Here is a 16,053-nt window from a genome sequence, read left to right as displayed (position 1 = left end):
TCCCTCTGATTCTTGGCGTCCTTGGCGTCTTGCGGAGAGTTCACTCAGGGGGTAGTTAATCCGGATTTAGTATAAGTACTAATGGCAAACTCGATCGGCTCTTCCCTACTGAATCTGGAAAACGGTTCTTTTTGGGCAAGAGAGCATCAGGAATCCGGTATGAGCAATGCTTATACCGTCAGGATTATGGCAGATCGATCGGGTTTACTTATCACGCTATGTACGAGAGAACCTGTCAAATATGATAATTAAGCGCCGTCTATTAGCTAAAAATCTGGCTTTGCTGTTTGTTTTTGCCGCCATCTTACCTTTAATAGCTGGAGGTACTTTATCTATTTATAGTGGATTTCGATTTAGCAATCAAGAGATCGCTACTCGCCAAGAAAGTATAATTGCTTTGGGCAATACTTACATTTCCACTTACGTCGATCGCATTTTTTATAACTTAAATTTAATTGGAAATTTTACCAGAAATTATACCGAAAACGCTAGACAATCTTTAGAACAGATATGCCAAAAACCCGGTTTCTTTAAACCGGGTTTTTACCAAAAAATTACATTAGCAACCAGTCAAGGCCAAGAATTATACAGTTTAGTTGAATGTCAACCAGTTGCGTCCAATAAATTAACAAATATTTCCCAGACAGAGGCTTTCTTTCGCGCCAAACAAGAAGGAGAGTTTATCAGTAAAGTTTCCTTTGTTAAGGATAAACCTTTGGTAACGATATCGCAAGCGAGCGAAACAAAAAATGGTTCCCAATTTGTGGTAATAGCGGTAGTAAAATTTGAAAATTTATGGACAAGACTGAGTAGCCTTGAACCTGGGAAAAGCAGCTACTTTTATATAGTCGATCGAGAAGGTAATTTAATTGGATACAAAGATATAACAGTAGTCGGAGAACGAAAAAATTTGGCATCATTTCCGACTGTCAGCCCCCTAATTAAAAGAGGTAAGGGAATCACAGCCAAACGATATATTGGTTTGTTAGGTGTAGAAGTTATCGGGACATCAACTTTAATCAGAAGAACAGGTTGGGGTATTATTGTCGAACAGCCAGTAGCCCAGGCATTAGCTGCACCGCAGAGATTGATTCTCCATTTTACTTTGTTAACAGTAGCTGTTAGCTTTGTGGCAATTGCTGCGGCAATTATGTTGGCTCAATATATCGTGCGTCCAATTAATTTATTAGCTCAAGGTGCTGAAGCGATCGCGCAAGGAGATTTATCTTACTTTATCGAAATTAATTCCAAAAATGAAATCGGGATACTGGCTCACACTTTTAATCAAATGACCCGCCAGTTAAAAATATCCCGCGAAACATTGGAGGAATACAACCGCACTCTGGAACAAAGAGTGGAGCGACGAACTAAAGAACTAAAAAAATCGCAACAAAGACTTTCCCTGCTTTTCCAACAGACACCTTTAGCAGTGATTGAATTTAACACAAATTTTGAAGTCATTGAATGGAATCCAGCGGCAGAACAAATTTTTGGTTATACTAAAGATGAAGCGATCGGCCATCATTTAACTGACCTGATCGTACCCGAAAATGCTAAAGTAGAAGTCAACCAATTTATCGAAGCCCTTTTAGCAAAATGCAGTCCAACTCGCAACACAAACGAGAACCTTACTAAAGATGGGAAAAGCATTATTTGCGAGTGGTATAGCACACCTTTGATCGACAGCGATGGAAATGCGATCGGCATAGCTTCAATGGCACTCGATATCACCGCTCGCAAACAGGTGGAAGAAGAACTGCGAACAAGCAAAGAATATCTGCGCCTGATTATAGATAATATTCCTCAGCAAGTTTTCTGGAAAGACACTAATTTGGTTTTCCAAGGTTGCAACAAAAATTGGGCAAAATCCGCTCAACTGGAAAATCCGGAAGCAGTAGTAGGCAAAACAGATTACGACTTGATTCCCAAACGAGAAGTAGCCGAATTATTCCGCGTCCAAGATCTTCACATCATGGAAACGGATACACCCGAATTACACGTAATTGCTACCAAACAAAAACCCTCAGCAGAAGGGAAAACTATTTGGCTCGATATCAGCAAAATTCCGATTCACGACTCTACCGGAAAAGTCATCGGTATAGTAGGTGTAGTGGAAGATATTACCGATCGCAAATATACAGAAGCAATATTACAGCGTCAAGCAGCAGTAATCGAAGCAGCACTCGACGGGATTTCTCTCCTCAATTACGAAGGTGAATTTCTGTATACTAACAAAGCATTTGCCGAGATTAACGGCTACCAAAATCCAGCCGAATTAATTGGGAAAAGCTGGAAAGTTATGTATTCAGAAGACGACTTACAGAGAGCAGAACAACAATATCAACAAGAAATTCTACCTGCACTCCTAAAAGACCGGCAGTGGCGGGGAGAAAAAGCAATGGTAAGGAAAGATGGAAGGAAAATTTCACTGGAAGTTTTGCACTATATTCTGGAGAGTGGCGAGCAAGTTTGCATAACACGGGATATTACCGCACGCACGCAAGCAGAGTCAGCATTGCGGGAGAGAGAAGAACAATATCACAGCATATTTGAAGCCACTAGCGATGGTTTAATTATTAATGATTTTGAAGGTTACGTTGTTGAAGCTAATACCGCTGCTTGCCAGATGTATGGATATCCTTACGAAGAATTTATCGGTATGCACGGAAGCGAATTTATCCATCCTCTAGAACACGAACGCGCCTTAAACGATCTCCAAAAATTGTTTAAAATAGGCGGTTATTTTAAAATCCAAGGAACTCATGTGCGGAAGGACGGTACTGCCTTTCCAATGGAGGTACACGCCATGAGTTTTCTTTATAAAGGTAAACTGCATATGATGTCGGTAATTCGCGATATTACAGAGCGCAAGCAAGCAGAAGAAGCCATTCGCCTTGAAAAAGAAAAATCTGAGCAACTGCTGTTGAATATTTTACCGGGAGCGATCGCCGATCGCTTGAAAGAAGATCGAGGCTACATTGCCGATAGTTTCCCGGAAGTAACGGTTTTGTTTGCCGATATCGTTGGCTTTACAGACCTTTCCACCCGTCTATCACCGACTGAACTTGTGGAAATGCTCAACGTAATTTTCTCCGAATTTGACCGACTGGCGGAAAAACACGGTTTGGAGAAAATCAAAACAATTGGCGACGCATATATGGTGGTAGGCGGATTGCCAAGACCCCGGACAGATCACGCAGAAGCGATCGCTGAAATGGCGCTGGATATGCAAGTAGAAATTGCACAATTTAACGCTTCCATCAATCGATCGTTCAGCATCCGCATCGGCATTAACAGTGGCCCAGTCGTAGCAGGAGTGATCGGGATCAAGAAATTTATCTACGATTTATGGGGCGATACCGTGAATACAGCCAGCCGGATGGAGTCTCACGGCATACCGGGCTGCATCCAGGTCACAGCCGCCACTTATGAGATATTACAACGTAAATATCTGTTTGAGGAACGCGGCCCTATCCCGATCAAAGGCAAAGGCGAAATGGTTACTTATTTCCTGACGGGGAGAAAAGCGCTTGGCGATCGGCCCTAAAAGATCGAACTCGATCCCCAGTCTCCTGTCTGCTGAGACTATAATCTTGACATAGAAAACATTTTATCGATCGAACTCAAATGGGCAAGGTTCTGGTGTTAAATGCCTCCTACGAACCGCTCAACATCACCAGCTGGCGGCGGGCGGTTGTTCTATTGATTAAAGGCAAGGCAGAGCAAGTCGAACACAACGGCAAATACCTCTATTCCGAATTTCCCCTCCCAACAGTGATTAGGCTGCGCCATTACGTCCGGGTTCCTTACAAAGAAATACCCTTAACCCGCCGTAATATACTGCACCGCGATAGTCACAGTTGTCAATACTGCGGTTACACAGGTGACGACTTAACCTTAGACCATGTGCTACCCCGTTCTCGCGGTGGTGGCGATTCCTGGGAAAATATGGTAACGGCTTGTGTCCGCTGCAACATCAAAAAAGGGAACCGGACACCACAAGAAGCGAATATGCTTTTACGGCACACTCCGCGCAAACCCTACAGCAGTTTATACTTTGAAGTTGCCAAACACGTAAAGAGCGGAACGCATCAAGAGTGGAGTAAATATGTCATCGGTACTTAACAAACCTGCACCCCAGAAAGCGTGCAGGTTTTTTATTAGAAAAGCTTTTCAGACTTCTACCCAGAGGAATGCCCCATAGGAGGGTATGTTGAAAGCTGGTTTTTTTGCGAAGATCTTAATAAGTAGCAATTCACTCTCAACCTATAGCGTCGTGCTGAATGACAGCATAGCCGTGAATAGGTTTCTGGATATACTTGTCTAACACACCAGTTCCTCTTCCCCATATGCAATCTCGTTCGCTCCAGCCGCTTGACCGATTGACTTTAGCAGCAGAGCCGCAATCTGTGGAGGCAAAGGCGGATACAGCCTCTGTAGAACCTACGGCAACAAAGCGATCGATAACGTCGCTGAGTGAAGCTGCTTGCGAACAAGCTAAGCGATCGCCTAACCAACCGTTCGGTCAAAAGCTGGAAGCTTTGCGGCAAACCTTGGAGCGACACCGGGAGGAACGCCAGCTCATCGTCGTACAAGACTTCCCAGACCCAGATGGTTTATCCTCTGCTTGGACGTATAAATTGATCGCCCAGCAATACGATATCCACTGCGAGATCGTCTATGCTGGCACCCTCTCTCACCAAGAAAATATCGCGCTGGTAAAGCTGACAAATCTACCAGCAGAACGCTGGACAATTCAGACAATCAAGAATAAAGATTTGTCAGCCTATCAGGGCTTGATTTTGATCGATAATCAAGGCACGACCAGTCAGTTAATGCCTTTCTTACAGCAAGCGGGTATCCCCACAACGGTAGTGATAGACCATCACAAACTGCAAGGGAACCTACAAGCTGAGTTTGTCGATATTCGGCCTAGCGTGCGAGCAACCGCCACCATTTTGACGCAATACCTGCAAGCAGGGTTGCTCAATATGGATAGCAGTATCAGCGAACACGTTAAATGTGCCACATCTCTGATGCACGGGTTGCGATCGGACACCAACGCGCTCAGACAAGCACAAGAAGAAGATTTTCTGGCTGCTGCCTATCTCAGTCGATTCTACGACGCTCAGCTGCTCAATGCCGTCCTACAAACAAATCGCTCTAAGCGAGTTATGGACGTGATCGAGCGCAGTCTCAAAAATCGCTCTGTACAAAACAACTTTTCGATTGCCGGTGTCGGTTACTTGCGCTACGATAACCGCGATGCCATCCCCCAAGCGGCAGACTTCTTAGTAACGGAAGAAAATGTCCATACCGCGCTTGTGTACGGGATTGTCCACAATGAAGACGAAGGGATAGAAATGGTGATAGGGTCGCTGCGAACCACGAAGCTCACTCTCGACCCCGATGAATTTCTCAAAGAAGCATTCGGTCAAGATAATCAAGGGCGCTTTTTTGGCGGCGGACGGATGATGGCTGGTGGCTTTGAAATCCCGATCGGCTTCTTGGGTGGCAGCAACGAAAACTCCGAGTATGCCAAGCTGAAGTGGGAAGTGTTCGATACCCAAATTAAGCAAAAGCTCTTAAAGTTGATTAACCCCACTCACGATTTGATCGACAGCGAGTAAGTAGGTGCGGTGATTTGCGATCGCTTAACGCTAAGTTCTGACAACTGACAACTGACACTGACCGGTGACTAATGACCAATAAACTGGGTACAAGCCTCCCCCTTCTAGGGGGACTTTTGGATCGAATGTCGCCATTGAGGATTTTGAATAAACACATACCCATTTATTCAGAAAGTGAAGATAATGGTTGTATGTTAAATCTAACCTACGAGTACAAACTCATTCCTACCGACGCGCAACGTGAAACCTTCGACTACTGGCTAGAAATTTGTCGGAAGGTCTACAACTATGCGTTGCGAGAACGGAAGGATTGGGTCAATTCTCGAAAGTGTGATGCTAACTCGTGCAGCATTAGGCAGGAGTACATTATTTCTGTCGATACACCACGTCCAACCTTTGCGCGTCAATGTTTTACATTGGCACAAGCAAAGAAGTCAATTTCTGAGTTGAAGATACCTCACACTCATGTTTTGCAACAGGTGTTGCGTCAGTTAGAAGCAGCGTTTGTAGCTATGTGGGAGCGTGGACATGGTTTTCCTAGATTCAAAAAACGGATGCGCTCATTTGTGTTTCCTCAACTCAATCAGGAGTCCGTCAAGTGTTTTGATGGTGCAGACTGGGTTAACCTGCCGAAGATTGGCTTAGTCAAAATGCACTTGTCGCGTCCAATTCCTCAAGGATTTGAGGTCAAACAGATTCGCGTAGTTAGACGGGCATCTGGTTACTATGCCATGCTCACTTTGCAGTGCGATGTCGAAGTGCCTCAAGCATCACCTTCAGGTCATGGCGTCGGGATTGATTTAGGTTTGGAACACTTTTTAGCAACGTCTGATGGCGAGTTGATTGATAGACCTCGATTCTTTGTTGATGGACAAAGCAAGCTGAAATCGCTGCAACGTCAACTCAAGCGCAAGAAAAAGGGTTCTAGAAAGTTTCGTCAATTGCACCATCAAATTGCTAAACACCACGAGTACATCTCGAATAGTCGCAAAGACTTTCATTTTAAGACCGCTCATCATTTGTGCGACCGAGCGCAAACCATTTTCGCTGAAGATTTGAATCTCAAAGCTATGTCAGCAGGGATGCTTTGCAAACATACGTTGGATGCTGGCTTTGGGCAGTTTCTTAGTATTCTTGGTCATGTTTGCTTTCAGCGAGGTGCATATTTCGCCAAGGTAGATCCTAATGGAACGACGCAAGAGTGTCCTAGATGCCAAACGCATACAGGCAAAAAGTTATTATCTCAGAGAGTCCACAAGTGTCCTGAATGCGGTTATGAAACCAATCGAGATGTTGCAGCAGCGCAAGTCGTTTTGCAGCGTGGCTATACAGCGGTGGGACACATCGCAGTGAATTTTGGGGAGGGCAAGTAGCATGAGCTATCCCGATGAACCAAGAATCCCCTCGCCTTCAGGCAGGGGAGTTGTCAAAGAACTATACTTAATCCGTCACGGGATAGCTGCCGAACCAGAACAATATTCTCACGATCGCGATCGACCCCTGACCGATGAAGGCAAACGCAAAACTCGCAAAGTCGCCGCCAGACTCTCCGAATTGAATCTCCATTTCGGTTTGATTCTCACCAGTCCCCTCCTGCGTGCGCGTCAAACCGCCGAAATTCTCATCGCAGCTGGGTTGAGTTCCCAACTGGAAGAATCAAACGACCTCGCCTTTGACGGCGACATCCAAAACTGGCTAACTTGGTTCGAGGAATGGCAACAGAAAGGCAGCACCCGCCTAGCGCTGGTCGGTCACGAACCAAACTTGGGAAATTGGGCGGAAATCTTGACTTGGGGTGAAATTCGAGGCTCTTTGGTCGTCAAAAAAGCCGGTATCGTCGGTTTAACGCTTCCGGAAACCGGATCTCCAGTCGGTCGCAGTCAGCTATTTTGGCTAGCATCCCCCAAGTTACTTTTTCTAGCTTGACATACAGCGGCTTGCGAGCAGGGGAGCAGGGGGGCAGGGGGGCAGGAAGAAATTCTTAATTTTGACTTTTGACTTTTGACTTTTGACTTTTGACTTTCCCTCTTCCCTCTCCCCTCTTCCCTCTTCCCTAACCCCTAGTCCCTAACCCCTAACCAGATATAAAAGATTTTTGTGCAGTCGGCAACAATACGTAAGTTGCTGGTAAGTTAGCCTAAAATATATTTCACATAAGATTAACGGTAAAGTTATGACTGTCTGCGAGTATAAGCCAGGTCTGGAAGGCATTCCCGCTGCCCAATCAAGCGTTAGCTACGTGGATGGACAGCAAGGTATATTGCAATATCGGGGTATCCGTATCGAAGAACTCGCAGAAAAAAGTACCTTTCTGGAAACATCCTATCTTTTGATTTGGGGTACGCTGCCAACTAAAGAAGAACTGGAAGCCTTTGAGCATGAAATTCGCTACCATCGGCGAATTAAATATCGGATTCGGGATATGATGAAATGCTTTCCCGAAAGCGGACACCCGATGGATGCGCTGCAAGCTTCAGCCGCTGCATTGGGTTTGTTCTATTCGCGCAGAGATTTAGATAACCCGGCTTATATCCGCGCTGCGGTAGTGCGACTTTTGGCGAAAATTCCCACAATGGTGGCAGCTTTTCAGCTGATGCGGAAGGGGAATGACCCCGTACAGCCACGCGATGATTTGGGCTATTCGGCGAATTTTCTGTATATGCTGAACGAGCGGGAACCAGATCCTCTGGCAGCTAGGATATTCGATGTCTGTTTAACCCTGCACGCAGAACATACGATGAATGCTTCCACGTTTTCAGCGCGGGTGACAGCTTCAACTCTGACAGATCCTTACGCAGTCATGGCTTCGGCGGTGGGCACTCTGGGTGGCCCACTGCACGGGGGCGCAAATGAAGAAGTGATTGCGATGTTGGAAGAAATTGGCTCGGTGGAAAATGTCCGTCCTTTTCTGGAAGATCGCCTGGAACGCAAAGCCAAAATTATGGGCTTCGGACACCGAGTATACAAGGTAAAAGATCCGCGAGCAACTATTCTGCAAAATCTGGCCGAGCAGTTGTTTGAAAAGTTCGGTCGCGATAAGTACTACGATATTGCGGTGGAGTTGGAAAAAGCTGTAGAAGAAAAACTCGCTCACAAGGGAATCTACCCGAACGTAGATTTCTACTCTGGCCTGGTTTACAGTAAGATGGGTATTCCGACGGATTTGTTTACGCCGATTTTTGCGATCGCTCGCGTGGCGGGTTGGTTAGCTCACTGGAAAGAACAGCTCGAAGAAAACCGCATCTACCGTCCGACTCAAGTTTACACGGGACTGCACGAAGCTGGATATATACCGATCGAACAACGCTAGTCCAGCCTACGTAAGTCAAAAGTCAAAAGTCAAAAGTCAAAAGTCAAAAGTCAAAAGTCAAAAGTCAAAAGTCAAAAGTCAAAAATTTTGACATCTCGTTCCCAGGTTGAACCTGGGAACGAAAATATAGAGGCTCTGCCTCTTGGTAAAATATGTAAGTATGTTTAAATCTTGCGTTTGTCTGGAAAGCTAATTTGCGGTTCAAACGCCTGCGTCATAGCTTAAGTCCACTTAAATGGACTAATCAAAAATCGGTTTTTAAAACCTCGTTTTTGCTAACACTTTCCAATTTATTCATCGAAGAAATGTGATTGCAAAACTAACGCGAGAGCAAGAAGCTCTGATTCCAGTTTATCTAGAAAAGTGGCGAAGTATAGCCCTCTCGACGGAACCGATTGACCGTCAAAAAGCTTCCGAAGCAGTCAAAGCAGTTTATGAGTTAATTGGCGAACAAGAGCCATTAATTGTTTTTTTTGATAGTCCATATTCGGCTATAATTCATAAGGAAAGTCTGCACATAAAACAGGTCGGTAAAAAACTGAAGGGTGCAGTAATTAAGAAATTGTGGAAACCATTAGAAATTCAGTTAGGCAAACAAGTAGATAGCCAACTAAAACAGTGGTTGCACAGCCAACTCCTCAAGAGTCAAATGGGCAGCATCCAGATGAGTGAATTAAGGGAAAAGTTGGCGATAAAACTAGAAAAACATAACTGTATTCGACCGGAAATATGGAGTTTGAATTGCTGTAAAGCAGAGTTTTATATTAATGTTTTAAATTGCCAGAGCGATCGAAACAAAGAGTGGGAAGTTTTTCAGACACTTATGAAAGATTGTGGATGGATTCTTCCTTATAGAAAGCTGTGCATAATATGCGATCGGCCCAGCAAAATATCTTTAGATGAGCGAGGACATTTCCATGCAGAAGGAGAACCTGCAATTGAATTTGTTGATAGATTTAATATCTATGCTTATCGCGGCGTAAGATTGCCTGAAAAATACAGTAAATTGCCTCCTTCTCACTGGCAAAGACAGTGGATAGGTGAAGAGGATAATCCTGCATTGAGGCGAGTTTTAGCTGAGGGATGTGGCTACAAAATCATTAACGAGTTTACGCCAGAGCAAGAAGCTTTAATTCAGGTTTACAAGGAAAAGTGGGATGCGCTCCTACTTTCCACACAGCGAATCGATCGCCAAAAAGCCCAGGATGCAATAAAATCAGCTTATGCAACTATTGGTAAAAATGAGGTAGAGGTTCTTTTTTTTGATAGCCCTTATGCTGCTGCTTTAGAAATAAAGAAACAAGGAGAAATAAAATTAGGTAACCCAATAAGAATGGAACTGGATAGCCAGTTAGCGGGAAAACTGTGGCGACAAGTGGAGAGCCAATTAGAATTGCGATTGAAAAATCAATTGTGGGAGCGACAGCGAAGTATGCTGGCATGGCGATTGGAGATTTCACTTCGGCGAGAAATGAGTAGGCAATTACAGGATAATCGATGGGGAAAATTTCCCAAAGCTTTTATCCGGAAAATAGGTACTTCTTGGGCAAAGGAGATTGAATTTTATATTACGGCGGTAGGTTGCCAGCATAACTTTGAAAAGGAATGGGAATTGTTTCAGTTATTGGTAAAAAATGCCTTTTGGATTTTTGCTTACGAAAATGTTTGCTTTGTATGCGATCGACCGACGAAAATAAACTTTGACGATCGACAAAGATTGCACGCAGAAGAAGAACCAGCCATAGAGTTTGCCGATGGATACAGTCTGTACGCTTATCGCGGCGTAAACTTACCTCGTAAATACGGATACCTGCACCCGAAAAAGTGGCGATCGCAATGGCTTTTAGAGGAAACAAACGCGGAGTTAAGGCGAGTCTTAATTCAAGCGATCGGCTACGAGAGAATTTGCCAAGAATTGCAAACAACAGAATTAGACTTATTTCGAGAATACACTTTATTAAAAATAGATGATGCCGATGTCGAGCCAATTCATTTATTGAAGATGACTTGCCCCAGTACCGGACAAATTCACACCTTGCGCGTACCACCAAATCTAACATCTGCACGAGAAGCAATTCGGTGGGTAAATTGGGGAATAGATCCAGAAGAATTCGCAATGGAAACCTGAACGCGGATTTGTGGAGGATAGCTGTAGGGGTAATTCATGAATTACCACTACAGCTATTTCAAATCATCTGCTTAGAGCTTAATATTATGTTCGGTAGTATCGTTTGCTCCAACAACAGAGCGATAATATCTGTGTTCATCTGTGTTCATCTTCCTGCATCTGTGGTTAAATTTAAACTAACAATGACCGCAGAAAATCCAAAATATCGTTGTTACACTAACACAACTTGCTAGTTATAATCCGTAGGGTGCGTCAGAACCTAAAAATTACTGTGAATTGCCCAAATTTAACGCTCTGACGCACCCTACAAACCACAATTTTACCGAAAATTAATAACTAGCAACTTACGTTACTAGATGTCAGTGCAACCGGACAGGATATCAGTCCGGTTTATTGTTGACCAGATACCTGACTTCTTGAAGAAGTCGGGTATCTAGAGCTGGCGAAAGCTTTTTAACTAGCAACTTGAGCTATTGTATTTTCCTATCCACATCATAGACTTCCATCTTTAGTTAATCCTCTAGATAGATGACATTGCCTTTATAGGCACTCAGCACGCACCGGGAAGACCCGCGACAGCACGCCGCACTTATCGCGGTTTGCAGGCGTTGATGATACCTAATTTTTGTCCACTCCCCCACGACCCCCATCGGACACTCCCCCATTCTTTCTTTTGCTGTACCCGATCCTCTTGCAAGCTGCTGTAGTTGCACCAGCAAAGTCTTGCGGCATCCAAAGGTATACTAAACAGTGAAGTTGTAAAAAAAACTTCACAAATCAAAGTAGTAACGGTTGGTTTGGCATTGCCTCAGCCATTTTTGAGAGCGGCAAACATGAACTCAGGAATTGACCTGCAAGCAATCTTTATTGAATCGCTAATGGACTTGGGCGTCCCAGCTGGTGCCGCTAAGGCAATTTGGATGCCCCTGCCAATGGTGCTGATGATTATTGGTGCAACGGTAGGAGTGCTGGTATCAGTCTGGTTAGAGCGAAAAATTTCGGCTGCTGCACAACAGCGGATTGGCCCGGAATTCATGGGGCCATTCGGGATACTGGCACCTGTTGCTGATGGTATGAAGCTCGTCTTCAAAGAAGATATTCTGCCAGCTAAGTCGGATTCCCTTCTCTTCACGCTGGGGCCGATCATCGTGGTGATCCCAGTGTTTCTGTCCTACCTGATCGTACCCTTCGGGCAGAACCTGGTAATCACAAACATCGCCGTTGGTGTATTTCTGTGGGTTGCTCTTTCCAGCGTTGCCCCGATTGGCTTGCTGATGTCAGGGTATGCCTCTAACAACAAATACTCCTTGTTGGGGGGTTTGCGGGCTGCCGCACAGTCGATCAGTTATGAAATTCCCCTGTCGCTGTCGGTGCTGGCAATCGTGATGATGTCCAACAGCCTCAGTACGATCGACATCGTAGACCAACAATCGGGTTACGGTATCTTGGGTTGGAACGTCTGGCGTCAGCCGATCGGATTCATCGTATTTTGGATTTGTGCTTTAGCAGAATGCGAACGGATACCTTTTGACTTGCCGGAAGCTGAAGAAGAACTGGTAGCAGGCTATCAAACCGAGTATTCTGGTATGAAATTCGGTTTGTTCTACGTGGGTTCCTACGTCAACCTGGTTCTCTCTTCTCTACTCTTTTCCATACTTTACCTCGGCGGCTGGGATTTTCCCGTTCCGATCGATCGCATCGCCAGCTTGTTGGGAGTCAGCGAGACAAACCCCTGGTTGCAGGTAATCGCTGCCTCTTTAGGCATCACCATGACAGTTCTGAAAGCTTACTTCCTCATCTTTCTCGCTATTCTGCTGCGCTGGACGGTACCCCGCGTCAGAATTGACCAGTTGCTAAATTTAGGGTGGAAGTTCCTCCTACCAGTTTCTCTGGTCAATCTGCTGTTAACCGCCGCCCTCAAGCTAGCATTTCCCTTTGCCTTCGGCGGCTAGATAAATTTGAGATTTTGGATTTTAGATCGCAAATTTGCACTCAATCTAAAATCTAAAATCTAAAATCTAAAATTCCCAAGAGAGTGAGACACGATGCTAAAGTTCCTCAAACAAGTTGGCGATTACGCTAAAGAAGCCGTTCAAGCCGGTAAATACATCGGTCAGGGTTTGGCAGTTACCTTTGACCATATGCGCCGTCGTCCCATTACGGTACAATATCCTTACGAAAAACTCATCCCTTCAGAGCGTTTTCGAGGACGCATTCACTTTGAATTTGATAAGTGTATTTCCTGCGAAGTTTGCGTCCGCGTTTGCCCGATCAACCTGCCAGTAGTAGATTGGGAATTCAACAAGGAAACGAAAAAGAAACAGCTGCGACACTACAGCATTGATTTCGGAGTTTGTATCTTTTGCGGCAACTGTGTGGAATACTGCCCGACAAACTGTTTATCTATGACAGAAGAGTACGAGCTTTCCACATACGATCGTCACGAATTGAACTTCGATAACGTGGCTTTGGGACGTTTGCCGTATAAAGTAACTGATGACCCGATGGTCACACCGCTGCGCGAACTCGCGTACTTGCCAAAAGGTGTGATGGACCCTCACGACGTTCCAGACAGCTATCGTCGCGCCGGTCAACTTCCAGAGGAAATTTTGGAAAAATCGGAAAAGTAGGTTTAATAGTTCATTGTTCGTTGTTTGTTGTTCTTGGCTATGAATGATTAACAACGAACAAAAGGAGAAATAACTGTGGATTTAGCGCAAGGGGTTCAGATTGTTTCGTTTGCCATACTGAGCGTGATGATGATTGGAGCAGCTTTGGGTGTGGTGCTGTTTTCCAACATTGTCTATTCAGCTTTCTTGTTGGGCGGAGTTTTTATCAGCATCGCCGGAATGTACATTTTGCTAAATGCTGATTTTGTAGCAGCAGCACAAGTGCTGATATATGTAGGTGCGGTAAACGTTTTGATTTTGTTTGCCATCATGTTGGTGAACAAGCGCCAAGATTTTACACCCCTTAAGAGCGCTTGGCTTCGTCAGGGAGCAACAGCCTTAGTCTGTGCTGGTTTGTTTGTCTTATTAGGCACAATGGTTTTGGCAACTCCTTGGGCGATTTCTACGGAAGTCGCTACTACAACTGAAAGCTCAATTATGCGAATCGGTCAACATTTCTTTAGCGACTTTTTGCTACCTTTTGAGCTAGCATCGGTGTTATTGTTAATCGCAATGGTGGGTGCGATCGTTTTGGCACGGCGCGAATTTTTGCCGGAAATAACCGAAAGTACAAGCGTACAACAACAAGTTTTAACTTTGCCGGAACGTCCTAGAGAATTGGTGCCCGCAGGTAGCGATGCTTCTACGCTGACAAGCAATCGAGGCGCTCAAAACAAGTAATAGTCGTTAGTCATTATTTCAAGCTCCGTCCTTTCAAGGCGGAGCTAATCGCAAATCCCAAATCCCAAATCTAAAATCGGTTGACTACTTCGCTAAAAAAGAGGATTCATGCTGCAACTGCAATATTTCTTACTCTTAGCTGCTGCCCTTTTCTGCATAGGTATATACGGTTTGATTACCAGTCGCAATGCAGTGCGGGTACTGATGTCAATTGAATTGCTGCTGAATGCAGTGAATCTTAATTTGATGGGTTTTTCCAATTTCCTAGACCCGCAAGCAATTAAAGGTCAGGTTTTTACTGTGTTTGTGATTACCGTAGCAGCTGCTGAAGCGGCAGTTGGGTTGGCGATCGTGCTGGCAATTTATCGCAACCGCGATACGGTAGATATGGAGCAGTTTAACTTGCTCAAGTGGTAATGGAGAATTTTAGATTTTAGATTTCAAATTTGAAATCTAAAATCTGAAATCTGAAATTACGGAAATTTTGCCGAATTTCAAACTCTGCCCACTGATTGCGGAGTCAATTCTTTCATCCAAAATCCTCTCATCCAAAATCGGGTGAAGAACCCTACTTAGTTATTAGTAAAATCATTATTTCACCAATATAAAAAAGTGGAACTGAAACAAGCAATTATAGCACATAAAGCAGGAGATTCGCAGAGCAAGCGCTGGGCAGAAAAGTGCGCCAGAGAACTGGAAAAACTCGACTGTAAGGTGCTGATGGGACCGAGCGGGCCAAAAGATAATCCTTACCCGGTTTTTTTAGCATCATCTACACAACCGATCGATTTGGCGATCGTACTGGGAGGCGACGGTACGGCTTTGTCAGCAGCGCGGAATTTGGCAGGGGATGGCATCCCGATTTTGGCTGTGAATGTGGGGGGACATCTGGGTTTTTTGACGCAGCCTTTTGAGGAATTTAAAGATACTGAGAAAGTTTGGGAACGGTTAATTGACGATCGCTTTGCGATTCAGCGGCGGATGATGTTGCAGGCAGCAATATTTGAGGGCGATCGGCGGGACTTGCCACCAGTGAGCGATCGCTTTCTGGCTTTAAATGAAATGTGCGTTAAACCAGCTTCAGCCGATCGAATGCTCACCTCTATTTTGGAGATGGAAATTGATGGTGAGGTAGTCGATCAGTATCAGGGAGACGGGTTAATTGTGGCAACGCCTACAGGGTCTACTTGCTATACGGTTTCTGCTAATGGCCCGATCGTACACGATGGTATGGAAGCGATCGCCGTAACGCCTATTTGCCCTCTGAGCCTTTCCAGCCGTCCCATTATTTTGCCCCCTGGCTCTGTAGTTAGCATTTGGCCTTTGAGCGATTACGAACTCAGTACCAAACTGTGGATGGATGGGGTTATGGCTACCTCTATTTGGCCGGGACACCGGGTTGATGTTTGGATGGCTAACTGTCAAGCTAAATTTATTATCTTGCGAGATAACTATTCCTACTACCAAACTTTACGAGAAAAGCTGCTGTGGGCCGGTGCGAGAATTAGGTACGACAACAATCACCGTAATTAAAAAGTCAAAAGTCAAAAGTCAAAAAAGGGCTAAGGGAGAGGGAGAGGGAGAAGGGACAGGGAAAAGGGACAGGGAAGAGGAGGAATTTTGACTTTTGACTTT

General features: G+C 44.8%; 13 protein-coding genes. All 13 read left to right on the top strand.

What is annotated here, in order from left to right; all coding sequences use genetic code 11:
* Nucleotides 1-81: 81 nt before the first annotated feature.
* The 13 genes from ACE1CD_RS22930 to ACE1CD_RS22870 all read left to right on the top strand — a co-directional run bounded on the left by ACE1CD_RS22930 (nucleotide 82) and on the right by ACE1CD_RS22870 (nucleotide 15,951).
* Nucleotides 82-252: a hypothetical protein gene (locus ACE1CD_RS22930; protein ID WP_374793229.1), complete on the top strand. Its 171-nt coding sequence runs from the start codon at nucleotides 82-84 to the stop codon at nucleotides 250-252.
* Nucleotides 242-3,547, top strand: a complete 3,306-nt coding sequence (locus tag ACE1CD_RS22925) for a PAS domain S-box protein (protein WP_374826338.1) — start codon at nucleotides 242-244, stop codon at nucleotides 3,545-3,547. The genes ACE1CD_RS22930 and ACE1CD_RS22925 overlap by 11 nt, the downstream gene beginning before the upstream one ends.
* Before the next feature lie 80 nt (nucleotides 3,548-3,627).
* Nucleotides 3,628-4,125 (top strand): HNH endonuclease, encoded by a 498-nt coding sequence (locus ACE1CD_RS22920; RefSeq protein ID WP_374793233.1) that lies wholly within the window; start codon nucleotides 3,628-3,630, stop codon nucleotides 4,123-4,125.
* Between the two features lie 224 nt (nucleotides 4,126-4,349).
* Complete coding sequence (locus ACE1CD_RS22915; protein WP_374793235.1) at nucleotides 4,350-5,630, top strand: bifunctional oligoribonuclease/PAP phosphatase NrnA; 1,281 nt, start codon at nucleotides 4,350-4,352, stop codon at nucleotides 5,628-5,630.
* Between the two features lie 191 nt (nucleotides 5,631-5,821).
* The gene (locus tag ACE1CD_RS22910; protein ID WP_374826368.1) at nucleotides 5,822-7,003 is read left to right on the top strand and encodes an RNA-guided endonuclease InsQ/TnpB family protein; all 1,182 of its coding nucleotides are present in this window, start codon (nucleotides 5,822-5,824) and stop codon (nucleotides 7,001-7,003) included.
* Nucleotide 7,004: 1 nt separating this feature from the next.
* Nucleotides 7,005-7,556, top strand: a complete 552-nt coding sequence (sixA, locus tag ACE1CD_RS22905) for a phosphohistidine phosphatase SixA (RefSeq protein WP_374826337.1) — start codon at nucleotides 7,005-7,007, stop codon at nucleotides 7,554-7,556.
* 247 nt (nucleotides 7,557-7,803) lie between these two features.
* A complete protein-coding gene (locus tag ACE1CD_RS22900) occupies nucleotides 7,804-8,940 on the top strand; it encodes a citrate synthase (protein WP_374793243.1) in 1,137 nt (378 codons plus the stop codon).
* A 307-nt stretch (nucleotides 8,941-9,247) separates the two neighbouring features.
* Nucleotides 9,248-11,068: a DUF6745 domain-containing protein gene (locus ACE1CD_RS22895; protein WP_374826336.1), complete on the top strand. Its 1,821-nt coding sequence runs from the start codon at nucleotides 9,248-9,250 to the stop codon at nucleotides 11,066-11,068.
* Nucleotides 11,069-11,901: 833 nt separating this feature from the next.
* Nucleotides 11,902-13,020, top strand: a complete 1,119-nt coding sequence (gene nuoH, locus ACE1CD_RS22890; protein ID WP_374793247.1) for an NADH-quinone oxidoreductase subunit NuoH — start codon at nucleotides 11,902-11,904, stop codon at nucleotides 13,018-13,020.
* A 93-nt stretch (nucleotides 13,021-13,113) separates the two neighbouring features.
* Complete coding sequence (ndhI, locus tag ACE1CD_RS22885; RefSeq protein WP_190469615.1) at nucleotides 13,114-13,698, top strand: NAD(P)H-quinone oxidoreductase subunit I; 585 nt, start codon at nucleotides 13,114-13,116, stop codon at nucleotides 13,696-13,698.
* A gap of 75 nt (nucleotides 13,699-13,773) precedes the next feature.
* Nucleotides 13,774-14,418, top strand: coding sequence for an NADH-quinone oxidoreductase subunit J (locus tag ACE1CD_RS22880; protein ID WP_374793249.1), 645 nt, complete (start codon nucleotides 13,774-13,776; stop codon nucleotides 14,416-14,418).
* Between the two features lie 111 nt (nucleotides 14,419-14,529).
* Entirely contained in the window at nucleotides 14,530-14,835 is a 306-nt protein-coding gene (nuoK, locus tag ACE1CD_RS22875; RefSeq protein ID WP_190469700.1) for an NADH-quinone oxidoreductase subunit NuoK, read from the top strand.
* Between the two features lie 195 nt (nucleotides 14,836-15,030).
* Entirely contained in the window at nucleotides 15,031-15,951 is a 921-nt protein-coding gene (locus tag ACE1CD_RS22870) for an NAD(+) kinase (protein WP_374793251.1), read from the top strand.
* Nucleotides 15,952-16,053: the final 102 nt, after the last annotated feature.

Source organism: Aerosakkonema sp. BLCC-F183 (genome assembly GCF_041929145.1).
Taxonomy (GTDB): domain Bacteria; phylum Cyanobacteriota; class Cyanobacteriia; order Cyanobacteriales; family Aerosakkonemataceae; genus Aerosakkonema.
The sequence above is the reverse complement of the archived record's forward strand: the minus strand, read 5'-3'. Positions and strand labels throughout refer to the sequence as shown.